Genomic DNA, 24,089 nt, shown 5'->3' with positions numbered 1-24,089 from the left:
TTTTTCGGTACTACTAAGACTATTCGTTAATGGTAAACCCGCTTCACAGACACCCAGCGCAGCAGGACATGAACTGAAACCTCATAAGATATTGCGAGAGTCAGACTGAAAATTATCTCAATACTCAAGCGGGTTTGGCAACTGAATAAATCACCAAGCCTGATTGTTGCAAAACCCGAGTTAGCGTTGCCGGACGGCGGCCAGAACAACATATCCGGCCTACAAATTGCTCTACTTTCAAACAATTGTGTGCAATCCGCAGAACCAATAAGTCTGCATCAGCGGACATTCAGCCGTTTATCATCGGTCTTATGCACACCTTCGGCAAGGCAAAGCGCATTTATCAATGCGTAAGCAACGAAAAGCACGACTCTCAAATCGGTACTCCTTGTATGCTAAATACATCCGCACGTCAAATCCCTGAGACGCGTTCAGTACAAAAACAGCGCTTTTTTATGCATAAATTATTCTGCCGCAACCAGTCTGGGGGTGATAAACACCACTAATTCGCGTCGCTCGTCCTCTTTGCCGTCATGGCGGAAGAGCTGACCAAACCAGGGGATATCCCCCAACAGCGGCACGCTATCGCTACCCGATTTATTTTTTCGCGAAAAAATACCGCCCAGCGCCAGCGTCTCGCCGCTTTTTACCTCTACCAGCGTTTCAATTTCCTGTTTATCTATCGCCAGCACTTCGCCGTCGGCCTGTTGTAGTACCTGACCGGGAACATTCTGGCTGATATGCAACTTCAGGCGGATGCGTCCTTTTTGCAAAACGGTGGGCGTCACCTCCATTCCCAGCACCGCTTCTTTAAATTCAACGGATGTCGCGCCACTTTCGCCGCTGGAGACCTGATAAGGAATTTCGCTGCCTTGCTTAATACTGGCCGGCTGCAGATGCGAAGCCAGCAGCCGGGGGCTGGCGATAATATCCAACTGCTGCTTCTGTTCCAGCGCTGACAGTTCCAAATCCAACAGGCGTCCGTTAATGCGCCCGATGTTAAATCCTACGCGTGAGGTGGCGGCGGCGACGGATAAATCACTGGAAAGCGTCGTCACGTCGCCCACCGCTCCCGCTTGCTGGGCATCAGCCAGCGTCCACTTTACGCCCAGCTCCCGGAGACTCTTTTCGTTAATGGTGACGATATGCGCCGCCAGCTCCACCTGCGCCACCGGCAGATCCATTTGCGATACCCATTTTTCCAGCTCCGCCAGGGCCGCGCGGTTATCGTGCAACAGCAGACGGTTGGTGCGCTTATCTACCGTGATGGTTCCCTTCGCGCTCAGGAGTTTCTCGCCCGCTTTCGACATTTCGGCGGCATCGGCGTATTGCAGGCTAATGCTGCGGTTTTCCAGTGGTAAATTAGCCTGAAGCCTTAATCGCTCGGCCTCCTGGCGCGCGCTGTGTTCTTTCTGCCAGGTCTGCGAATGCACATAGAGAATATTCCCTTCCTGACGCAGCACCAGCCCCGCGCTATCGACCACCGTCTGTAGCGCCTGTTTCCACGGCACATTCGTCAGATGCAGCGATAACGTGCCGCTGACGTCCGGCGACGCCACCAGGTTCTGCCGTTCCTGTTCAGCTAAGGCCTGCAAAACCTGCACCACAGGGACGTCGTCAACCACCAGCGTCACTTTCGCCGCTTTTCCCGCCTGCGCGGCGGGCATCAAGACTATCAGTATTATGGCTATCCATCGCTTCATTGTCCGCTCCCTGACGTAGCCACCGCCACTGCGGCGGCGCACAATTTTTACCGGTCGTTAACGTTAAGGTTTGCGCCGTCAGGCGGACAATCGTCCAGCCGTTTTCCAGCTTCTGCCCCTCTTCCACTCGCCGCCATTTTTGCTGACTGTCTTTAAGAATGCCGATCCATCGCTCGCCTTTACGCACCGCGCCCTGATACCGCCACTGCGAGAGTTCCGCTATCCGGCAGCGGTCCTCCGGCGGGCGAAAGGGATCGCGCATTCCCGTCAACGTCAGCAAACAAAAACAGAGCAATACACTGCGGCTAGCCTTCATTCGCCAGGCGCTCCAGTTGCAGCGTCATCAATAATTCCGCCCCCTCCCTACGCAATGAAAACCGACTTACGCTCATCTCGCTTTCGGCCAACCGGACAAACAGCGACGGCACCGCGTCCCAGGACGTTTTCAGCGCCATTTCGCCCCCCTGCGCCGACGGCTGCCAGTGCAGCAAATGCAGGGGAGGCGCCTGGAAATCTAACGGCGAAAAAGGACGCGGATTTTCAACGGTACGCCCGAAAAGTGGTTCAACCGCGACACTCAGACGGCGCAGATTGCGCCACTGTTGCCGGGCGGCCTCGCGCTGCTGGCTTAACCGCATATGTTGCATATCCAGCGTTTTCCAGCCGGGATAGCCCACAGATAACGCGACCGCCAACGTCAGGCACAGCACGCCTGCACACCAACAAAAAACCCGACCACGGCGCGACATCCCGTACCAGATATCAAAGAGCACGTTCACGGGCGGCGCTCCTCGTTAACTGATAATGGAACTGCCAGCGCCCTTGCGCATCCTGCCGCGTGGCGCCCGTGCGGTTTAGCGGAAAACTGACATAATGACGAAGCGATGTCTCAAGCGTTAGCAGGGCGTCAAATGTTCTCGCCAGCCCTTCCAGCTCTAGCGTCTCTTGCTGATAATTGAGGCTTGTCAGCCATGCCTGATCCGGCAACAGGTTGGCAAGATCGATCAAGATAGATTGCCAGGCTTGCGTCAGTTCACGCTGCGCCTGACGTAGTAATCGCGCCTGTTGCTGCCGCTGACGCTGCTGTAACTGCGGCATGTTCGCCGCAAGCGCCATCGTGCGCCCGTTTTCCGCCGTCAGTAGCAGTTCGTTAATCCTCCCCTCCTGCCAAAAAGCCAACCGGGCGATCGTCGCGAGGCTTGCTATCAGCAGCAGGGACGCGCCCCATACCACGCACCACAGCCGCAGACGCGCCACGTAATGTTGGCGTCGCCAGGGGAGCAAATTGACAGAATGCGCCATCAGCGTATCTCCCCCATGGCTAAACCCAGCGCAATCGCAAAGCGATAACCGTCCGGCGGAACCGGCGGTTGACGGACGATAACGGCGCGCCAGGGGTCGAATTCGCCTTCGGCGCATAACGAAATATATTCCGGCATGACGGATAACGTTGCGGCAAGGTCATGCAGCGTCGTCGCCTCTCGCGCCGATTTACGCCCCCACGCATAGCGCGTCGCCCACAGCCACTGGCTCTCATCGCGCCAGACCAGACATTGCCGCCCCGAGGGTATAAACGGCAGTAAGCGCTGTAACGCGCAGGCATCGGGCGTCACGGCGGCGATACGCACATTGAGCGTTTGCGCCAGCGTTAACAGCGCTGAAATGTCTTTGCTTTGTGCGGCGGTAACGTTGAACGCAGGGCTCAGCGCATCGTCCTGAAAATCGAAACGTAATAAGTCTGGTTCCATATCCAGCTCACGCCCCATCGTTTGTGCAAGCCATGCGACTTGCTCACGTTCCCGCAGGCGCATCGGCGGATGCGGAAAAGCGCGTTGTAATGTCCGATTGGCGGGAAAAGAGAGGTGAATACGGTGACGTAGCGGTAGCTCGCGGCTCCAGGACCGCAGTACGTGAGCCAGCGATTGCGGGTCAGGAATCGTACCCTCTGCCGTGGAGGCGTTCATCAGCGGCAGTCGCCACCAACGTTGCAGGGACCAGCCTGATGCGCCGCGAACAACGGCGATGGCCAGCGCTTCATGCTGCTGAATATGCAATCCTATTTGCCAGGTTTTAAAAGCCATAACGGTCGATCTCCTTATCACCCGTCGCGTTAACGGGTATATCAATGCGTCTGGCTTGCCTTTATACTACCGCGCGTTTGTTTATAAACTGCCCAAATGACACTAAATGGGAAATCTCCAGTGAAGTTCGTAAAGTATTTATTGATCCTTGCAGTATGTTGCATCCTGCTGGGAGCAGGCTCGATTTATGGCCTTTATCGCTATATTGAGCCGCAGCTACCTGACGTCGCGACATTGAAAGATGTGCGTTTGCAAATTCCGATGCAGGTTTACAGCGCGGATGGCGAACTTATCGCGCAATATGGCGAAAAACGCCGTATTCCCGTTACGCTCGATCAAATTCCACCGGAAATGATCAACGCCTTTATCGCGACCGAAGATAGCCGCTTTTATGAGCATCACGGCGTTGACCCGGTAGGTATTTTCCGCGCGGCCAGCGTCGCGCTCTTCTCCGGTCACGCATCGCAGGGAGCAAGTACCATTACCCAGCAACTGGCGCGAAACTTCTTCCTTAGCCCCGAACGCACGCTGATGCGCAAGATCAAGGAAGCGTTTCTGGCGATTCGTATTGAGCAGTTGCTGAATAAAAATGAGATCCTCGAACTCTATCTGAACAAGATCTATCTCGGCTACCGCGCCTATGGCGTTGGCGCGGCGGCGCAGGTCTACTTTGGTAAGACGGTCGACCAGCTTAGCTTAAGCGAAATGGCGGTCATCGCCGGGCTACCTAAAGCGCCTTCTACCTTTAACCCGCTCTACTCGATGGATCGGGCGACGGCGCGCCGTAACGTAGTGCTCTCGCGAATGTTAAGCGAGGGATATATCACTCAGGCGCAGTACGATCAGGCCCGTAGCGAGCCTATCGACGCAAATTATCACGCGCCGGAAATCGCCTTCTCCGCGCCTTATCTGTCGGAAATGGTGCGCCAGGAAATGTATAACCGTTATGGCGAAAGCGCCTACGAAGATGGTTATCGAATTTACACGACCATCACCCGCAAAGTGCAGCAGGCCGCACAACAGGCTGTGCGTAATAACGTGCTGGACTATGACATGCGCCACGGTTATCGCGGCCCGGCGAATGTGCTATGGAAAGTGGGCGAAACGGCGTGGGACAGTAAAAAAATTACCGATACGTTGAAGGCGTTACCGACCTACGGACCGTTGCTTCCCGCCGTGGTCACCAGCGCTAATCCGCAAGAGGCGACCGCTGCGCTTGCCGACGGTACGTCCGTTTCGCTACGTATGGAAGGGATGCGTTGGGCGCGGCCTTACCGCTCGGATACGCAGCAGGGGCCGACGCCGCGTAAAGTTACCGATGTCGTCCAGACAGGCCAACAAATCTGGGTTCGTCAGGTGGATAACGACTGGTGGCTGGCGCAGGTACCGGAAGTGAACTCCGCACTGGTTTCGCTTAACCCGCAAACCGGCGCGGTACTGGCGCTGGTCGGCGGTTTCGATTTTAATCAGAGTAAATTTAACCGCGCGACGCAAGCGCTGCGTCAGGTGGGGTCGAACATCAAACCGTTCCTCTACACCGCCGCAATAGATAAAGGACTGACGCTCGCCAGTATGCTCAACGATGTGCCGATTTCCCGCTGGGACGCCGGGGCAGGTTCAGACTGGCGTCCGAAAAACTCCCCACCGCAATACGCCGGACCGATTCGTTTACGCCAGGGGCTGGGGCAGTCGAAAAACGTGGTGATGGTACGCGCCATGCGCGCAATGGGCGTCGACTATGCGGCGGAGTATCTGCAACGCTTCGGCTTCCCGGCGCAGAATATTGTACATACCGAATCGCTGGCGCTGGGCTCCGCCTCCTTCACGCCGATGCAGGTTGCGCGCGGTTATGCGGTGATGGCGAATGGCGGTTTTCTAATCGACCCGTATTTCATCAGCAAGATTGAGAACGATCAGGGCGGCGTGATCTTCGAAGCGAAACCGAAAATCGCCTGCCCGGAGTGCGATATCCCGGTCATTTACGGCAATACGCAGAAATCCAACGTGCTGGAAAACACCAATGTGGAAGAGGTCGCGGTTTCGCAAGAGCAACAAAACAGCGCCGTACCGATGCCTAAGCTGGAACAGGCAAACCAGGCGCTGGTCGCGCAAAACGGTACGCAGGAATACGCGCCGCATGTGATCAATACGCCGCTGGCGTTTCTGATCAAAAGCGCGCTGAACACCAATATCTTCGGCGAACCCGGCTGGATGGGTACCGGCTGGCGTGCGGCGCGCGACCTTAAACGTCGCGATATCGGCGGCAAAACCGGTACGACCAACAGCTCGAAAGACGCATGGTTCTCCGGCTATGGTCCTGGCGTCGTCACATCCGTATGGATCGGCTTTGACGATCACCGCCGTGATTTAGGCCGCACCACGGCTTCCGGCGCGATCAAAGATCAAATATCCGGCTATGAGGGCGGCGCCAAGAGCGCGCAACCTGCATGGGACGCCTATATGAAAGCCGTGCTGGAAGGCGTGCCGGAACAGCCGCTAACGCCGCCGCCGGGCATCGTCACGGTAAATATCGACCGCAGTACCGGACAACTGGCGAACGGCGGTAACAGCCGTGAAGAGTATTTTATCGAAGGCACGCAGCCGACACAGCAGGCGGTGCATGAGGTAGGAACCACCATTATTGATAATGGTGAAACACACGAACTGTTCTGATCAAAAAAGGCGCTCCGGCGCCTTTTTTATTGTGTTTGCCGGATGGCGGCGAACAGGGAGACGAACTTTTTGTTGGCTTGATAAACGCAGCGCCATCAGGCAATCCGTCCCTGCGCTTTCAACCACTCGCGTACCAGAAACAGCGCGCTGACGTTGCGGGCTTCGTTAAAATCGGGGTCTTCCAGCAGATCCATTAAATGCGCCAGCGGCCAGCGTACCTGCGGCAATGGTTCAGGCTCGTCGCCTTCCAGCGACTCTGGATAGAGGTCTTCCGCCACCACGATATTCATTTTGCTGGAAAAATAAGAGGGCGCCATGCTGAGTTTTTTTAAGAAGGTCAGGTTATACGCGCCAAACCCAACCTCTTCTTTGAGCTCCCTGTTCGCCGCTTCAAAAACGGTCTCGCCCGGGTCTATTAATCCTTTCGAGAAGCCCAGTTCATAGGACTCGGTTCCCACCGCATACTCACGAATAAGAATCAGATGCTCATCAACGATCGGCACAATCATTACCGCCTCACGGGTTGATGGTCGCATACGTTCATACACGCGACGCACGCCGTTGCTGAACTCCAGATCCACGCTTTCTACGTTAAACAGTCGGGATTGTGCGACGGTTTCCACTTTCAGAATGGTGGGTTTTTGTAATGATTTGCTCATTGTGAGAATCTTTGCAGTGAAATCTGTGGTCATTGTGCGATATACCGCACGGTTTCGGCAATGCGAATTGCCGTTTATTTACATTTATGTAACGTAATAAAAATTAATTATTATTTCAAATTAAAAGTCAATAGGTTGAAATAACTCCAGGAATTTGCTGATATTTCGTTTTTGGTGGTATTGCTATGATTTGCCTTCACTGGGATGCGCTTTACAATGCTCAAGTTCAACTCCACGCTTGCCGATAGCCAACCACAGAAAAATGTTTATTGGACAGGGTGCGACTGACCACGCCTGACAGACTTAGTAAGATGGGGAAAGCATGAGCACCATTCTGATTTTTATAGCTGCTTTGCTGGCCTGCTCTCTACTGGCAGTATGGCGGTTCCGGGTAAAGTCCAGACGAGGGAGTTTACCGTGGATCAGCGCCTTTCAGGACGCGCAAACGCGTAAACTGTTGCCTGAAGAGCGCAGCGCGGTAGAAAACTATCTCGATAACCTTAGCCAGATCCAGCAAGTTCCGGGGCCGACAGGTGCCAGCGCTGCGCCCATCTCGCTGACGCTAAACGCGGAAAGCAACAGTGTCGTGATACTGACCCACTCCATCACCCGCTACGGCATTACCACTGACGATCCCAATAAATGGCGCTACTACCTCGACTCCGTCGAAGTCCATCTGCCACCTTTCTGGGAACAGTACATCAATGATGAAAACAACGTTGAGCTAATCCTTACGGATACGCTGCCGCTGGTGATCTCTTTAAACGGCCATACGCTGCAAGAGTATATGCAGGAGTCGCGCGGCTACGCGCTACAGAATACGGCCTCTACGCAGGCGTCGATTCGCGGCGAAGAGAGCGAGCAGATCGAGCTGTTGAACATCCGTCAGGAGACCCACGAAGAATATGCGCTCAGCCGCCCGGCCGGCTTGCGCGAAGCATTATTAATTGTTACCTCCTTTTTCTTATTCTTTTTCTGTCTGATAACGCCGGATGTTTTTGTACCGTGGATGATAGGCGGCGCGATCCTACTGCTGGCAGCCGGACTTTGGGGACTTTTTGCGCCGCCGTCGAAAAGCGCGCTGCGGGAAATTCACTGTTTGCGGGGAACGCCCCGCCGCTGGGGACTGTTTGGGGAGAATAATCAGGAGCAGATTAACAATATTTCCCTGGGCATCATCGACCTTATTTACCCTGCCCACTGGCAACCTTACATTACGCAGGATCTAGGGCAACAAACGGATATCGATATTTACCTTGATCGTCATGTCGCCCGCCAGGGTCGGTTTTTATCCCTGCATGATGAAGTCAAAAACTTCCCGTTGCAGCACTGGTTACGCAGCACTGTTATTGCTATCGGTTCGCTGCTGGTGTTGTTTATGCTGCTGTTCTGGATCCCGCTGGATATGCCAATCAAGTTCACGCTATCATGGATGAAAGGCGCGCAAACCATTGAAGCGACAACGGTAAAACAGCTTGAAGAGGCTGGCGTGCGGGTGGGCGATACGCTGCACCTGAGCGGTAAAGGAATGTGTAATATTCATTCCGGCGCGACCTGGAGCGGACAGTCTAACTCACCGTTTATGCCGTTCGATTGCTCGCAAATCATCTGGAACGACGCGCCTGCGCTACCGCTGCCGGAATCAGACCTGGTGAATAAAGCGATGGCGCTAAGCCAGGCGGTAAATCGTCAGCTCCATCCCAAACCCGAAGACGACTCGCGCGTAAGCGCATCTTTACGCTCCGCGATACAAAAATCGGGCATGGTATTATTAGATGACTTTGGCGATATTGTTCTGAAAACCGCTGATTTGTGCGCGGCGGAAGACGAGTGCGTGCGCCTGAAAAATGCGCTGGTTAATCTCGGTAACAGTAAGGACTGGAACGCGCTGGTGAAACGCGCGAACGCCGGCAAACTGGACGGCGTCAACGTGCTGCTACGCCCCGTAAGCGCAGAGTCGCTGGAAAATCTGATCACGACCTCAACGGCGCCGTTTATTTCTCGCGAGACCGCGCGCGCCGCCCAGTCGCTGAATAGCCCTGCTCCCGGCGGATTCCTGATCGTCAGCGATGAAGGCAGCGAACTGGTCGATCAGGCCTGGCCGTCAACGTCGCTGTACGACTATCCCGCGCAGGAACAGTGGAGCGCTTTCCAGCGTCTGGCGCAAACGCTAATGCAAACGCCATTTAGCGCCGAGGGAATTGTCACCAGCGTGTATACCGATGCCAATGGCACACAGCATATCGGCCTGCATCGTATACCCGATAAATCCGGCTGGTGGCGTTACCTCGGCACCACGCTACTGATGCTGGCAATGATAGTGAGCGCGGTCTATAACGGCGTTCAGGCGTTCAGACGTTATCAACGCCACCGCACCCGTATGGCGGACATTCAGGAATACTATGAAAGCTGTCTCAATCCCAGGTTAACCGTCTCTCCGGAAAACCTCATCTGATAACGCCGCCGTGCGGCAGGGTATGCTACCCTGTCGCGCAAATTGCGTTACCCTGGAGTTCCCCATGCATATTGATATTGACTGGCAAAACGTGGATACCGTTTTGCTGGATATGGACGGCACCCTGCTCGATCTCGCGTTCGATAACTATTTCTGGCAAAAGCTGGTACCGGAAACCTACGGTGCGCAGCAGGGTATTTCGCCGCAGGACGCGCAGAAATATATTCGCCAGCAGTATCATGCCGTACAGCATACGCTAAACTGGTACTGTCTGGATTACTGGAGCGAGCGCCTGGGTCTGGATATTTGCGCCATGACGACGGCGCAAGGGCCGCGCGCCGTTTTACGCGACGATACCGTGCCGTTTCTGAATGCGTTAAAAGCCAGCGGAAAACGCCGGATTCTGCTCACCAATGCGCATCCACATAACCTGGCGGTGAAGCTGGAGCATACCGGTCTGGCCTCACACCTTGATTTATTACTTTCCACCCACACATTTGGTTATCCCAAAGAGGATCAGCGGTTATGGCGCGCTGTCGCTGAGGAAACGGGAATAAGCGCAGAGAAAACTCTGTTTATCGATGACAGCGAACCGATTCTCGACGCCGCCGCCCGGTTTGGTATTCGCTACTGTCTTGGCGTGACAAATCCCGATTCCGGCCTGGCGGAAAAGCAATATACGCGCCATCCGTCCCTGAACGACTACCGCCGTCTGATCCCCTCGCTGATGTGAAGGAGACGCCATGAAAGAAAAGTCCTCCGTTGAGGTCAGACTGGATAAATGGCTGTGGGCCGCGCGTTTTTATAAAACCCGCGCGCTGGCCCGCGAGATGATTGAAGGCGGTAAGGTGCATTACAACGGGCAACGCAGTAAGCCGAGCAAAATCGTCGAGCTGAACGCAACCCTTACCCTGCGTCAGGGAAATGACGAACGGACGGTGATCGTTAAAGCCATCACCGAACAGCGCCGTCCGGCCAGCGAAGCCGTCGCTCTGTATGAAGAGACGGCGGAGAGCGTGGAAAAACGCGAAAAAATGGCGCAGGCGCGCAAGCTTAACGCCCTGACCATGCCGCATCCGGACAGGCGACCGGACAAGAAAGAGCGCCGCGACCTGTTACGATTTAAACACGGCGACAGCGAATAACTGTCACCCGCAAGAGAGATGATTATGCCGCAACATGACCAATTACATCGTTATCTGTTTGAAAACTTTGCCGTTCGCGGCGAGCTGGTGACCGTTTCGGAAACCTTGCAACAGATCCTCGACAATCATAACTACCCACCGCCGGTGAAAACCGTATTGGCCGAACTGCTGGTCGCCACCAGCCTGCTCACCGCGACGCTGAAGTTTGCCGGTGACATTACGGTACAGCTCCAGGGCGACGGGCCGTTAAGCCTGGCAGTGATCAATGGCAATAATCAGCAGCAGATGCGCGGCGTGGCTCGCGTTCAGGGCGACATCCCTGACAATGCGGATCTCAAAACTCTGGTTGGCAACGGCTATCTGGTGATCACCATTACCCCGGAAGAGGGTGAACGCTATCAGGGCGTGGTGGGTCTGGAAGGCGATACTCTGGCGGCGTGCCTGGAGGATTACTTCCTGCGCTCCGAGCAGTTGCCGACGCGCCTGTTTATCCGTACCGGCGATGTCGACGGTAAACCAGCGGCAGGTGGAATGTTGCTCCAGGTGATGCCGGCACAGAACGCGCAAGCGGAGGATTTCGACCATCTGGCCATGTTGACGGACACCATTAAAAGTGAAGAGTTGCTGACGCTACCGGCAAATGACGTGCTGTGGCGTTTGTATCACGAAGAAGAGGTCACGCTCTACGATCCGCAAGATGTTGAATTCAAATGCACCTGTTCACGCGAACGTTGCGCGGGCGCGCTGAAAACATTGCCGGATGAAGAAGTGGACAGCATTCTGGCGGAAGAAGGCGAAATCGATATGCACTGCGATTACTGCGGCAATCATTACCTGTTCAATGCGATGGATATCGCGGAGATCCGTAACAACGCCTCTCCTGCCGATCCACAGGTTCATTAATCGCATCTTATACGGCACCGTCATTGCCTGATGGCGCTGCGCTTATCTGGCCTACAGCATCCCGCTCCGTAGGCCGGATAAGGCATTTATGCCGCCATCCGGCAAAAAGCTTACTCGTTGTAGTAATTCACATCCAACCGCTTACCATCAATAATGATATCGCGCCAGGCTTTGGGAGCTGAGTCAAGCCGATTCCCGGCAATAGCGCGCAAAAGTTGCGTCTTAGAAAACCCGTCCGGCAATTGGGCCAACGCCCTTTGCGTCCATTTCCGATCTTTTAAGCCAAAAACCCGGCTCTCGGCAACTATAAAGTTATACAGCACCTGCTCAGGCTGACCGTCACCGTTAAGATCCTGGCTCACCAGCACGCAGGCATCCTGTTCGAAGCAAGAAGCGGCCGAATAATTCTGCTCTTTGACAAACGCCCAAAATGCGGCATCCGGCTTCTGGCTACCGGGCGCAATCATCACCACCCGCGCTAAATCGTCCGCCGTCGGGGAAACCTTATTTTCCTGCAAAAGCGTCATCAGTTCCCGCTTGCGCTTTCTGTCCTGCGTAAACATCCCGTCATCCTGCAACGATTTCAGCGCTTCACGGCCAGTTTTACCGCTGTGATCCAGCATATACAGGCTGATCTGATCCGCAGTAATTTTACCGCTGTGGTAACGCGCCATATGGCTGTTGACGCTAATACGCCAGGCATCAAGTACAGGCGAGGCCAGCAACAGCAATATCGCCAGCGTCAGCAAAGAGACGCTCAGTATCACCTTGCCTTGCCATTCACCTGGATCGCGCCCGCGCCGTAACAGACCGATCAGATAACCGAAGGACCATACCAGCAATACAAACACCGTCAGCGCACCATACAGACGATCCGGCGTCCAGCCGTATTGCTGAATGCGTACCCATAACGCCCAGCCCGCTAGCAGCATATATATCGGGGCAACGCAAAGCGAGGCGCTAATCATGCCGCGTAGTACGCGAGGATAAGGTAATACGCGCTTTTGCGGTTCACTGACGATCGCCACAAGGAGCAGCAGCATCAGTGTCAGCGTGGATAACAGCCCCGCAGCGGAAACACGCGCAGAAATCGCCTCCAGTCCGGTAAAGGGCAACGTCACAATAAACAGCAATGCCAGCAGCGACACTATCGGCAGTAAACCCATCGCGATCAGCGTCAGCAGCTTTTGTACCGCCGCTACAAGGCGCGACTGCGTGCGGGCGAGAATGACCGCCAGCGCCGTAATCAGGCCGATGGCCACATAAGCAAAGCCTTCAGTTTCAAAGAAAAGGGTGCTGAAAAAGTGGATGCCCACCAGTTTAAATAGCGCGCTCCAGAGCAGCAGAACCAGCCAGAACAGTCCGTTAGCGACCAGGACAATAAGCAATGTCAGTACGTTATGCCATAACCGCATATAAAACTGGGGATAACGCACCGAACCGGTTTGCGAATGCAACTGATATTGCATCCAGGGTAATACCAGCATCGCCATCAACACAAGCCGGAGGCCATACTGCCAGAGGAGATCGGCCTGGCGCCATTTATCCACTGCCTCAACCTGCCATTTCAGCCAGCCGCTCATTGCCAGCACTACCACAAAGATTAGTGCCAGCCAGCCCCACAGCGCCCCCTGTTTAAAAGAGACCACGGTAAGCAATAGCATTGACGACAACGCTATCGTTGCGGGCATACCATAGAACAGCCAGTCGCTATTATACGGTACCAGCCAGGCCATCAGCAGGTAGCACAATACTCCCTGTAGCAAACCGGTGAGCATCATACCCCAGCGAGTAGTACGTGAAAGCGCTACACTTTCCATGTCGTTATCCAGAATGATGAGAAAGTCGCATTATTGCATCATCTCTTCACCGCCAGGCGTCGTCATGCATAATTCAGAAAAAAACGCAGATAGGTGAATCGATATTGTTAATGTTGGTGTTACGTCACTTTCTTACATGAATGCGATTACCATCACATTATGTCGGTCAAAAACACTTCCTTTTAACGTTTTCAGAACATTTTCCACAACAAAAGTAGGTTTCCTGCCATAATAACCGCCTCTGCGTGACAGGAGACACAGTGTTTTTCGTCAATCGTGATTTTGTCCAGATACGTAAATCTATGAGCCTTGTCGCGGTTAACCAACTTCAAAAAACCTTATTATTTCCGGTAATACATATTGGCTAAGGAGCAGTGATATGCGCGTTAACAATTTAACCCCGCAAGATCTCAAGGCTTATGGTATCAATGACGTCTAGGATATCGTTTACAATCCCAGCTACGACACCCTCTATCAGGAAGAACTTAATCCTGGTCTGGAAGGCTATGAGCGTGGCGTGTTAACTAACCTGGGCGCCGTTGCCGTTGATACCGGTATTTTTACCGGTCGTTCGCCTAAGGATAAGTATATTGTTCGCGACGACACCACGCGTGATACGCTCTGGTGGTCCGATAAGGGTAAAGGTAAAAACGATAATAAGCCGCTTTCCCAGGAAACCTGGCAACATCTGAAAGATCTGGTGACGCATCAACTTTCCGGTAAACGCTTATTCATTGTTGATGCATTCTGCGGCGCAAATGCTGATACGCGTCTTTCTGTACGCTTTATTACGGAAGTCGCCTGGCAGGCCCATTTCGTTAAAAATATGTTTATTCGCCCAACGGACGAAGAGTTGGTGGATTTCAAGCCTGACTTTATCGTCATGAACGGCGCGAAGTGCACCAACCCACAATGGAAAGAGCAAGGGCTGAACTCGGAAAACTTCGTGGCGTTCAACCTGACTGAACGTATTCAGCTCATTGGCGGCACCTGGTACGGCGGCGAAATGAAAAAAGGGATGTTCTCGGTAATGAACTACCTGCTGCCGCTAAAAGGTATCGCATCAATGCACTGTTCTGCCAACGTGGGTGAAAAAGGCGATGTCGCGGTCTTCTTCGGCCTTTCCGGCACCGGAAAAACCACACTGTCCACCGACCCGAAACGTCGTCTGATTGGCGATGATGAGCACGGTTGGGATGACGACGGCGTATTCAACTTTGAAGGCGGCTGCTACGCCAAAACCATCAAGCTGTCGAAAGAAGCGGAGCCAGAAATTTATCACGCGATTCGCCGTGATGCGCTGCTGGAAAACGTCACCGTGCGCGAGGACGGCACCGTTGATTTCGACGATGGTTCCAAAACCGAAAACACCCGCGTCTCTTACCCGATCTATCACATCGATAACATCGTTAAGCCCGTATCCAAAGCAGGTCACGCCACTAAGGTTATCTTCCTGACTGCGGATGCCTTCGGCGTGTTGCCGCCGGTTTCCCGTTTAACCGCTAACCAGACGCAGTACCACTTCCTGTCGGGTTTCACCGCTAAACTGGCCGGCACCGAACGCGGCGTTACCGAACCGACCCCCACCTTCTCCGCCTGCTTCGGCGCCGCGTTCCTGACGTTGCACCCGACGCAGTACGCTGAGGTGCTGGTGAAACGTATGCAGGCGGCGGGCGCGCAGGCTTATCTGGTTAACACTGGCTGGAACGGTACCGGCAAACGTATCTCCATTAAAGATACGCGCGCGATTATCGACGCCATTCTGAACGGTTCTCTTGATAACGCGGAAACTTTCCGTCTGCCGCTGTTCGATCTGGCGATCCCGACTGAACTGCCGGGCGTGGATACCCGCATTCTCGACCCGCGTAACACCTACGCGTCGCCGGAACAATGGCAGGAAAAAGCCACCGCGCTGGCGAAACTGTTCATTGAGAACTTCGAGAAGTACACGGATACCCCGGCAGGCGAAGCACTGGTTAGCGCCGGACCGAAGCTGTAAGGAATATGCCGGATGACGGCTTTGCCTTATCCGGCCTACAATGTGTGAAATACCAGGTCGGATAAGTGTAGCGCCATTCCAGCGTTGAGAAGAAAGGGAGGTTAATACCTCCCTTTCTTATGCCTCTTTTGTGGTCCCCTGGACGCGAGCCACAGGCACCGGCAGCCAGGCGCGAATCGACAATCCACCACGCTCGCTGGTGCCAATCTCCAGCATCCCGTTATGGTTATCGATAATGCGCTGCACAATCGCCAGACCCAGCCCTGTTCCGCTGGTGCTACGGGCGCTGTCGCCGCGCACAAAAGGCTGGAACAGATGTTTACGCTGCTCCGGCTTAATGCCCGGCCCGTCATCTTCTACCTGGAACCAGGCGCGATGCGACTCAGTGCCGCTGCTGACCTTAATCCAGCCGTTGCCATAACGGGCAGCATTGACCACCATATTCGCCACCGCGCGCTTAATAGAGAGCGGGTGCATTTTCACCTGAATGCTGCCTGCCTGAAGCGCAGTGTTAATCTCACGCTCATAGCCGCTTTCCGCCGCAATCACCTCACCCAGTACGGAATTGAGATCCGCCATCTCCATCGGCATTTCCTGACCGGTACGCAGATAGTCAATAAACTGTTCGATAATGGCGTTACACTCTTCGATGTCTTTATTGATCGACTCCGCGAGATAACCATCTTCCTCGCCCATCATCTCCGTCGCCAGACGAATGCGGGTCAGCGGCGTGCGCAAGTCGTGGCTGACGCCCGCCATCAATAGCGTACGGTCATCGGCCAATTGTTTCACACCGGCTGCCATATGGTTAAACGCACGGGTCACAGAGCGCACCTCAGAGGCGCCATATTCACGCAGCGGCGGCGGAATAATTCCCTTTCCTACCTGCAAGGCGGCATGTTCAAGATCCACTAACGGTCGGTTCTGTATGCGAATAAACAGCCACGCGCCGCCTATTGCCAATAGCATGATCGCCAGCGTGTAACGGAACAGCGGAGAAAAATCGCCCTGATGAATCTCGGTCAGCGGCACGCGCACCCAGATATTGGGCGACAGCCAGGTTTTCAGCCACACGACGGGCGAGCTTTTGTTGACCTCAACGCGCACTTCCGTCGGGCCGCCAAGCTGCTGCGCCATCTGATGGCTTAAGAATTCGTAGTGTTGCGCCCAACGCAGCCCGGCCTCTTCGGCAGCTTCGTTGGTGTAGAGAGAGATCCCCAGTTCGCGATAGATTTCCCGGCGAAACGCAGGAGGCACGACTAACTGCGTACCGTCCTCCAGTTGCAGCTTATCGGTCATCAGCATGCGGACCTCGTAAGCCAGAACCTTATTAAACTGCTGGAGGCTCGGCAAAATCGCGAAGTTCAGCACCACCAGGTAGGTCGTCACCAGGCTGACGAACAGCAAGGTGACGATGAGCAACAGCGTGCGGGCAAATGAACTTCGCGGCGAGAAGCGCATTCGCCTCATGCTTTAGAGCCGTCCGGTACGAAGACGTAGCCCAGGCCCCATACGGTCTGAATATAACGCGGATGCGCCGGATCTTCTTCCACCATGCGGCGCAGACGGGAGATCTGGACATCGATGGAACGTTCCATCGCGGAATACTCGCGGCCACGGGCCAGATTCATCAGCTTATCGCGAGAGAGCGGCTCGCGCGGATGGCTGACTAACGCTTTCAGTACCGCAAACTCCCCGCTGGTCAGCGGCATCGGTTCATCTTCACGGAACATCTCGCGGGTACCGAGGTTCAGTTTAAACTTACCGAACGCGATAACGGCCTCTTCCTGCGACGGCGCGCCGGGCAGTTCGTTTGCCTGACGACGCAGCACGGCGCGGATACGCGCCAACAGCTCGCGCGGGTTAAACGGTTTAGGAATGTAGTCATCGGCGCCGATTTCCAGCCCGACAATACGGTCAACCTCTTCCCCTTTCGCCGTAACCATAATGATCGGCATTGGATTACTTTGACTACGCAGACGGCGACAAATCGACAGACCATCTTCACCTGGCAGCATTAAATCCAGTACCATGAGATGGAAAGATTCACGGGTCAGCAGACGATCCATCTGCTCGGCGTTAGCGACGCTTCGAACCTGGAAGCCCTGCTCGGTCAGATAACGTTCCAGTAGCGCCCGCAGACGCATATCGTCATCAACCACCAGAATCTTATAATTCTCTTGCATTGTCTGTACTCCCAAAGGTTCGCAACAAATGTAAGTGTGTATTCTTAAAAAAGCTCACGTGAGTCACCAGCGAATTCTGGTATGAATTTCAGGCTAAATTGTTACAAAGCATATTTAACAGCAGCTTAAATATACAATTAATCAGCAAACCCATTATTTATTCTGTCGGGACGATCACGTTATACCCCGTGTGCGCAATATCGACAGCAAAGGTAAATCAACGAGATGAAAACGCCCCTGATCACCCGCGAAGGGTACGAAACACTCAAACAAGAGCTCAATTATCTCTGGCGTGAAGAGCGCCCGGAGGTCACCAAAAAAGTGACCTGGGCTGCGAGTCTGGGCGACCGCAGCGAGAATGCCGACTATCAGTATAATAAAAAGCGCCTGCGTGAGATCGACAGACGTGTCAGATATCTGACCAAATGCATGGAAAATCTCAAAATCGTGGATTATTCCCCGCAGCAGGAGGGCAAAGTCTTCTTCGGTGCCTGGGTGGAAATCGAAAATGACGACGGCGATACGCTGAAGTTCCGCATTGTCGGTTACGATGAAATTTTCGGACGTAAGGATTACATCTCTATCGACTCGCCGATGGCGCGGGCACTACTGAAAAAAGAAGTGGGCGATCTGGCGGTGGTCAACACCCCTGTCGGCGAAGCAAACTGGTACGTCAACGCGATCGAATACGTCAAATAAGACAAGAAGAATCCTAAGCCCCCGCTGATGGCTGGCATTTTTGTCAGCCAATCCGTATAACTATCCCCTGATTTTTATCCTGAAGACGAAGCTAACCCATGATGAATGATTCTTTCTGCCGCATTATTGCGGGTGAAATCCAGGCACATGCCGGACAGGTTGAAGCTGCCGTTCGCCTGCTTGACGAAGGGAACACCGTGCCGTTTATCGCACGTTATCGTAAAGAAATCACCGGCGGTCTGGATGACACGCAGTTGCGTAACCTGGAAACACGTCTGGGCTATCTGCGTGAGCTGGAAGACAGGCGTCAGGCCATCCTCAAGTCCATTTCCGAACAAGGCAAACTGACCGATGAGCTGGCTGGCGCCATCAACGCTACGTTAAGTAAGACCGAGCTCGAAGATCTCTACCTGCCCTATAAACCTAAACGCCGCACCCGTGGACAAATCGCCATTGAAGCCGGCCTTGAGCCGCTGGCCGATCTGCTCTGGAACGAGCCGTCCCACGATCCTGATGTGGAAGCGGCAAAGTATATTGATGCCGACAAAGGCGTGGCGGACACGAAAGCCGCGCTCGATGGCGCACGCTACATTCTGATGGAGCGCTTTGCCGAAGACGCCGCATTGCTGGCGAAAGTGCGTGATTACCTGTGGAAGAACGCCCATCTGGTTGCCACCGTCGTGAGCGGCAAAGAGGAAGAAGGGGCAAAATTCCGCGACTATTTCGACCATCATGAGCCAATTGCCAACGTCCCGTCTCACCGTGCGTTAGCAATGTTCCGTGGTCGTAACGAAGGCATTCTGCAACTTTCGCTCAATGCCGACCCACAGTTTGATGAGCCGCCAAAAGAGAGCTACTGCGAACAAATCATCATGGACCATCTCGGCCTGCGTCTGAATAACGCCCCGGCGGATAGCTGGCGCAAGGGCGTAGTGAGCTGGACATGGCGCATCAAGGTCTTAATGCACCTCGAAACCGAACTGATGGGCACCGTGCGCGAACGTGCGGAAGACGAAGCGATTAACGTGTTTGCCCGTAACCTGCACGACCTGCTGATGGCGGCACCGGCTGGCCTGCGCGCCACAATGGGCCTTGATCCTGGCTTGCGTACCGGCGTAAAAGTCGCTGTCGTTGACGGCACCGGCAAGCTGGTGGCGACGGATACCATTTATCCGCATACCGGTCAGGCGGCCAAAGCGGCTACCGTTATCGCCGCGCTGTGCGAAAAATACCACGTCGAACTGGTAGCGATTGGCAACGGTACGGCATCGCGCGAAACCGAACGCTTCTATCTCGACGTGCAGAAACAATTCCCGAACGTGACGGCGCAGAAAGTGATCGTCAGCGAAGCGGGGGCGTCCGTTTATTCCGCTTCTGAGCTGGCGGCGCAGGAGTTTCCGGATCTGGATGTTTCTCTGCGCGGCGCGGTGTCCATTGCCCGCCGTCTACAGGACCCGCTGGCTGAACTGGTGAAAATCGACCCGAAATCGATCGGCGTCGGCCAATATCAGCACGATGTCAGCCAGACACAGTTGGCCCGTAAACTGGATGCGGTGGTAGAAGACTGCGTAAACGCCGTCGGCGTCGATTTGAATACCGCCTCCGTGCCGCTGCTGACCCGCGTCGCGGGCTTAACGCGTATGATGGCGCAGAACATCGTCGCCTGGCGCGATGAGAACGGTCAGTTTCAGAATCGCCAGCAACTGTTGAAGGTGAGCCGTCTGGGGCCGAAAGCGTTTGAGCAGTGCGCGGGCTTCCTGCGTATTAACCACGGTGATAACCCGCTGGATGCGTCTACCGTCCACCCGGAAGCCTATCCGGTTGTCGAACGAATTCTGGCGGCGACGCAGCAAGCGCTAAAAGATCTCATGGGCAACAGCAACGAATTGCGTCACCTCAAGGCCGCCGATTTTACCGACGATAAATTCGGCGTGCCGACCGTGAGCGATATCATCAAAGAGCTGGAAAAACCAGGCCGCGACCCGCGCCCTGAATTTAAAACCGCGCAGTTCGCCGATGGCGTCGAAACCATGAATGACCTGTTGCCGGGTATGATTCTGGAAGGGGCGGTCACTAACGTCACCAACTTCGGCGCGTTTGTCGATATCGGCGTCCATCAGGATGGTCTGGTTCACATCTCTTCCCTGTCGACTAAATTCGTCGACGATCCACACACTGTGGTGAAAGCCGGCGACATCGTGAAGGTGAAAGTGCTGGAAGTGGATCTGCAACGTAAGCGTATTGCGCTGACGATGCGTCTGGACGAACAGCCCGGCGAAACCACTGCTCGCCGTAGCGGCGGTGCCGATCGCGCTCAGGGAAACCGCCCGGCAACAAAAGCGGTGAAAGCGCGCGGTCGGGACGCCCAGCCAGCCGGTAACAGCGCCATGATGGATGCGCTGGCAGCCGCACTGGGGAAAAAACGCTAATCGGGTAATACGCAGGCCGGATGATCTCTTATCCGGCCTGCGATTTTGCAATACGTCCAACCCTTTCTTTTTTAATTAACAATTAAATCTTACCCATTAGAATCTGTTAATTAATTCTCTTCTGCTATCCGTACTATTAATTATCACTCTATTAACAGATGAAACCTTAATTAAACATTAAAAATGGTGGATATTTGCACAACAGGGGGATTTGCAAAAAGACAAATAAATGTTGAGCCATATCAACATTGGCGCAAATTATCGCTTATTTGTACATTCCGTCACATTTTAACCGTTGAAGATAGAAACCATTCTCATTATCATTGTGTTGTTGATTATTTACTCTTTCCTTCGTTGGCTAAATATCGGGTCTCCTGCCGCCCCCCTGAGCGCCGCATGAGGTATACATCCAGTTAGCAAGAAACAAGTAGGTCGTATGCAATTCACTCCTGACACTGCGTGGAAAATCACCGGCTTTGCGCGTGAAATCAGCCCGGCGTATCGTCAAAAACTGCTTTCGCTCGGCATGTTGCCCGGCTCTTCATTTAATGTCGTCCGCGTCGCGCCCTTAGGCGATCCGATCCATATCGAAACACGACGCGTGAGTCTGGTATTACGTAAAAAGGATTTGGCGTTAATAGAAGTGGAAGCGGTTTCCTGTTAATACAGTGAGTCTATAAAAATGAAAAAATTAACCATTGGTTTAATTGGTAATCCTAATTCCGGCAAGACCACCTTATTTAACCAACTCACCGGCGCGCGTCAGCGCGTAGGGAACTGGGCGGGCGTCACCGTCGAGCGTAAAGAGGGTCAGTTTTCGACAACTGACCACCAGGTCACGCTGGTAGATTTACCCGGCACCTATTCGCTGACGACCATCTCGTCGCAAACCTCTCTCGACGAACAGATCGCCTGCCACTACATCCTGAGCGGCGATGCCGACCTGTTGATAAACGTTGTGGACGCCTCCAATCTGGAGCGTAACCTCTATTTGACGCTGCAACTGCTGGAGCTGGGTATCCCCTGTATTGTCGCGCTCAACATGCTGGATATTGCCGAAAAACAGCAGGTTCGTATTGATGTCGACGCTCTGTCCACGCGTCTGGGTTGCCCTGTCGTACCGCTGGTATCGACTCGCGGTCGCGGTATCGAGGCGCTGAAACTGGCCATTGACCGTCACAACGCTAACGACAATGTCGAACTGGTGCATTATGCCCAGCCGCTGCTGCGCGAGGCGGGTTTCCTGGCCGACGCGATGGCCCAGGAGATGCCTTTACAACAGCGCCGCTGGCTGGGTCTGCAAATGCTGGAGGGCGATATCTACAGCCAGGCTTACGCAGGCGAAGCGGCGCAAAACCTGGACACCTCCCTTGCCCGTCTGAAGGACGAAATGGACGACCCGGCGCTGCATATCGCCGACGCCCGTTACCAGTGTATCGCCGCTATTTGCGACGTGGTAAGCAATACCCTGACAGCCGAACCCAGCCGTTTCACCACCGCAGTTGATAAAATTATCCTGAACCGTTTCCTCGGCTTACCGATTTTTCTGTTCGTGATGTACCTGATGTTCTTGCTCGCCATTAACATCGGCGGCGCGTTGCAACCCCTGTTTGATGCCGGTTCCGTCGCTATCTTTATTCATGGCATTCAGTGGATTGGCTACACTCTGCACTTCCCGGATTGGTTAACCATCTTCCTGGCGCAAGGTCTTGGCGGCGGGATCAATACCGTCCTGCCGCTGGTACCGCAGATCGGGATGATGTACCTGTTTCTCTCCTTCCTTGAAGACTCCGGCTATATGGCGCGCGCGGCCTTCGTCATGGATCGCCTGATGCAGGCGCTGGGGCTGCCGGGTAAATCCTTCGTGCCGCTGATTGTCGGCTTCGGCTGTAATGTACCTTCCGTGATGGGCGCCCGCACGCTTGACGCTCCGCGCGAACGCCTGATGACCATCATGATGGCGCCGTTTATGTCCTGCGGCGCGCGTCTGGCGATTTTCGCCGTCTTTGCCGCCGCCTTCTTCGGGCAAAACGGCGCGCTGGCGGTCTTCTCGTTGTACGTGCTGGGTATTGTTATGGCGGTATTAACCGGCCTGATGCTGAAACATACCATTATGCGCGGCGAAGCCTCTCCGTTTGTGATGGAGCTGCCGGTTTACCACGTACCGCATATCAAGAGCCTTATTATCCAGACCTGGCAACGCCTGAAAGGTTTTGTACTGCGCGCCGGTAAAGTCATTATCATCGTTAGTATTTTCCTGAGCGCGTTTAACAGCTTCTCACTGAGCGGCAAAATCGTCGATAACATTAATGACTCCGCCCTCGCCTCTGTAAGCCGGGTGATCACGCCAGTCTTTAAACCGATCGGCGTCCATGAGGATAACTGGCAGGCGACCGTGGGTCTGTTTACGGGCGCCATGGCGAAAGAAGTTGTCGTCGGTACGCTGAACACGCTCTACACCGCCGAAAATATTCAGGACGAAGCGTTTAACCCTGCCGACTTTCATCTCGGCGATGAACTGCTGGGCGCGGTTGACGATACCTGGCAAAGCCTGAAAGACACCTTTAGCCTGAGCGTACTGGCCAACCCGATCGAAGCAAGTAAAGGCGACGGCGAAATGGCGACCGGAGCGATGGGCGTAATGGATCAAAAATTCGGCAGCGCCGCGGCGGCGTACAGTTACCTGATTTTCGTCCTGCTTTACGTACCATGTATCTCGGTGATGGGCGCTATCGCCCGCGAGTCCAGCCGCGGCTGGATGAGCTTCTCAATCCTGTGGGGACTGAATATCGCCTATTCGCTCGCCACGCTGTTCTATCAGGTTACCAGCTTCAGTCAACACCCTACATACAGCCTGATCTGTATTCTGGCGGTGATCGTCTTTAACGTTGTGGTGTTAAGCCTGTTGCGCCGCGCCCGCAGCCGTGTGGACATTGAACTACTGGCAACCCGCAAAAACGTCAGTTCCTGTTGTTCGGGCACTGCGGGCAATTGTCACTAAGGGATGTAAAAAATGGCTTCATTGATACAGGTTCGCGATCTACTGGCGCTACGGGGTCGCATGGAGGTAACGCAGATCAGCCATACGCTGCACGCCCCGCAGCCAATGATCGACGCCATGCTGAATCAACTGGAGATCATGGGTAAAGCGGTACGTATCCCGGAAGAACCGGACGGCTGCCTTTCAGGTAGCTGCAAAAGTTGTCCGGAAGGTAAAGCCTGCCTGCGCGAATGGTGGGCCTTGCGTTAACCTTCGCCGGATAGCGACGTAACACTTCTCATCCGGCCTTTATCCCGCGTTATGTTGCCCGGTACGCGTCACGCTGCCGGGCAATTT

Annotated in this window: 19 protein-coding genes and 1 pseudogene; 11 read left to right on the top strand and 9 right to left on the bottom strand. The window is 54.4% G+C overall.

Annotated elements, in window-relative coordinates:
* Nucleotides 1-464: 464 nt before the first annotated feature.
* The 5 genes from hofQ to F4V72_RS08630 are packed head-to-tail and all read right to left on the bottom strand — an operon-like array spanning nt 465 to nt 3,784.
* Nucleotides 465-1,703 (bottom strand): DNA uptake porin HofQ, encoded by a 1,239-nt coding sequence (gene hofQ, locus F4V72_RS08650; RefSeq protein WP_136057970.1) that lies wholly within the window; start codon nt 1,701-1,703, stop codon nt 465-467.
* Nucleotides 1,618-2,019, bottom strand: a complete 402-nt coding sequence (locus tag F4V72_RS08645) for a HofP DNA utilization family protein (RefSeq protein WP_000648138.1) — start codon at nt 2,017-2,019, stop codon at nt 1,618-1,620. Before F4V72_RS08645 ends, hofQ begins: the two co-directional genes overlap by 86 nt.
* Nucleotides 2,009-2,482, bottom strand: coding sequence for a hypothetical protein (locus F4V72_RS08640; protein ID WP_023247872.1), 474 nt, complete (start codon nt 2,480-2,482; stop codon nt 2,009-2,011). Before F4V72_RS08640 ends, F4V72_RS08645 begins: the two co-directional genes overlap by 11 nt.
* On the bottom strand, nt 2,466-3,005 hold the full coding sequence (locus tag F4V72_RS08635) for a PilN domain-containing protein (protein WP_070801608.1): 540 nt from the start codon (nt 3,003-3,005) through the stop codon (nt 2,466-2,468). The genes F4V72_RS08640 and F4V72_RS08635 overlap by 17 nt, the downstream gene beginning before the upstream one ends.
* Entirely contained in the window at nt 3,005-3,784 is a 780-nt protein-coding gene (locus F4V72_RS08630) for a DNA utilization protein HofM (RefSeq protein WP_136057969.1), read from the bottom strand. The genes F4V72_RS08635 and F4V72_RS08630 overlap by 1 nt, the downstream gene beginning before the upstream one ends.
* A 120-nt stretch (nt 3,785-3,904) precedes the next feature.
* On the opposite strand from F4V72_RS08630, the gene mrcA reads away from it, so the two are divergent.
* The gene (mrcA, locus tag F4V72_RS08625; RefSeq protein WP_170245751.1) at nt 3,905-6,457 is read left to right on the top strand and encodes a peptidoglycan glycosyltransferase/peptidoglycan DD-transpeptidase MrcA; all 2,553 of its coding nucleotides are present in this window, start codon (nt 3,905-3,907) and stop codon (nt 6,455-6,457) included.
* Nucleotides 6,458-6,552: 95 nt separating this feature from the next.
* Here the strand turns inward: mrcA and nudE are convergent, their stop codons facing one another.
* Nucleotides 6,553-7,116 carry an ADP compounds hydrolase NudE gene (nudE, locus tag F4V72_RS08620; protein ID WP_023176215.1) on the bottom strand — a complete coding sequence of 188 codons (564 nt, stop codon included), beginning with the start codon at nt 7,114-7,116 and terminating at the stop codon, nt 6,553-6,555.
* A gap of 322 nt (nt 7,117-7,438) precedes the next feature.
* Here nudE and igaA point away from each other — a divergent pair, with 322 nt between their 5' ends.
* The 4 genes from igaA to hslO all read left to right on the top strand — a co-directional run bounded on the left by igaA (nt 7,439) and on the right by hslO (nt 11,619).
* Entirely contained in the window at nt 7,439-9,571 is a 2,133-nt protein-coding gene (gene igaA, locus F4V72_RS08615) for an intracellular growth attenuator protein IgaA (RefSeq protein WP_121767647.1), read from the top strand.
* A gap of 64 nt (nt 9,572-9,635) precedes the next feature.
* Nucleotides 9,636-10,304, top strand: a complete 669-nt coding sequence (gene yrfG / locus F4V72_RS08610) for a GMP/IMP nucleotidase (RefSeq protein WP_079836185.1) — start codon at nt 9,636-9,638, stop codon at nt 10,302-10,304.
* 10 nt (nt 10,305-10,314) lie between these two features.
* Nucleotides 10,315-10,716 (top strand): ribosome-associated heat shock protein Hsp15, encoded by a 402-nt coding sequence (gene hslR / locus F4V72_RS08605; protein WP_000660721.1) that lies wholly within the window; start codon nt 10,315-10,317, stop codon nt 10,714-10,716.
* Between the two features lie 24 nt (nt 10,717-10,740).
* Nucleotides 10,741-11,619 (top strand): Hsp33 family molecular chaperone HslO, encoded by an 879-nt coding sequence (hslO, locus tag F4V72_RS08600; RefSeq protein WP_079796047.1) that lies wholly within the window; start codon nt 10,741-10,743, stop codon nt 11,617-11,619.
* A gap of 110 nt (nt 11,620-11,729) precedes the next feature.
* Here hslO and F4V72_RS08595 read toward each other — a convergent pair whose 3' ends face one another.
* On the bottom strand, nt 11,730-13,439 hold the full coding sequence (locus F4V72_RS08595) for a DUF4153 domain-containing protein (RefSeq protein ID WP_136057968.1): 1,710 nt from the start codon (nt 13,437-13,439) through the stop codon (nt 11,730-11,732).
* A gap of 379 nt (nt 13,440-13,818) precedes the next feature.
* On the opposite strand from F4V72_RS08595, the pseudogene pckA reads away from it, so the two are divergent.
* Nucleotides 13,819-15,438, top strand: a pseudogene (pckA, locus tag F4V72_RS08590) (phosphoenolpyruvate carboxykinase (ATP)).
* Nucleotides 15,439-15,555: 117 nt separating this feature from the next.
* On the opposite strand, the gene envZ reads toward pckA, so the two are convergent.
* Nucleotides 15,556-16,908, bottom strand: coding sequence for a two-component system sensor histidine kinase EnvZ (gene envZ, locus F4V72_RS08585; protein ID WP_001253818.1), 1,353 nt, complete (start codon nt 16,906-16,908; stop codon nt 15,556-15,558).
* Nucleotides 16,905-17,624 carry an osmolarity response regulator transcription factor OmpR gene (gene ompR, locus F4V72_RS08580; RefSeq protein ID WP_001157751.1) on the bottom strand — a complete coding sequence of 240 codons (720 nt, stop codon included), beginning with the start codon at nt 17,622-17,624 and terminating at the stop codon, nt 16,905-16,907. The genes envZ and ompR overlap by 4 nt, the downstream gene beginning before the upstream one ends.
* Before the next feature lie 225 nt (nt 17,625-17,849).
* On the opposite strand from ompR, the gene greB reads away from it, so the two are divergent.
* The 5 genes from greB to feoC all read left to right on the top strand — a co-directional run bounded on the left by greB (nt 17,850) and on the right by feoC (nt 24,002).
* Nucleotides 17,850-18,323, top strand: a complete 474-nt coding sequence (greB, locus tag F4V72_RS08575; protein WP_000856695.1) for a transcription elongation factor GreB — start codon at nt 17,850-17,852, stop codon at nt 18,321-18,323.
* Between the two features lie 98 nt (nt 18,324-18,421).
* Nucleotides 18,422-20,752, top strand: a complete 2,331-nt coding sequence (locus F4V72_RS08570; RefSeq protein WP_070803408.1) for a Tex family protein — start codon at nt 18,422-18,424, stop codon at nt 20,750-20,752.
* Nucleotides 20,753-21,188: 436 nt separating this feature from the next.
* The gene (gene feoA / locus F4V72_RS08565) at nt 21,189-21,416 is read left to right on the top strand and encodes a ferrous iron transporter A (RefSeq protein WP_001160955.1); all 228 of its coding nucleotides are present in this window, start codon (nt 21,189-21,191) and stop codon (nt 21,414-21,416) included.
* Nucleotides 21,417-21,434: 18 nt separating this feature from the next.
* Entirely contained in the window at nt 21,435-23,753 is a 2,319-nt protein-coding gene (gene feoB, locus F4V72_RS08560; RefSeq protein WP_023247863.1) for a Fe(2+) transporter permease subunit FeoB, read from the top strand.
* 12 nt (nt 23,754-23,765) lie between these two features.
* Nucleotides 23,766-24,002, top strand: a complete 237-nt coding sequence (gene feoC, locus F4V72_RS08555; protein WP_023247862.1) for a [Fe-S]-dependent transcriptional repressor FeoC — start codon at nt 23,766-23,768, stop codon at nt 24,000-24,002.
* Nucleotides 24,003-24,089: the final 87 nt, after the last annotated feature.

The organism is Salmonella enterica subsp. diarizonae (assembly GCF_008692785.1).
Classification (GTDB): Bacteria; Pseudomonadota; Gammaproteobacteria; order Enterobacterales; family Enterobacteriaceae; genus Salmonella; species Salmonella diarizonae.
The sequence above is the reverse complement of the archived record's forward strand: the minus strand, read 5'-3'. Positions and strand labels throughout refer to the sequence as shown.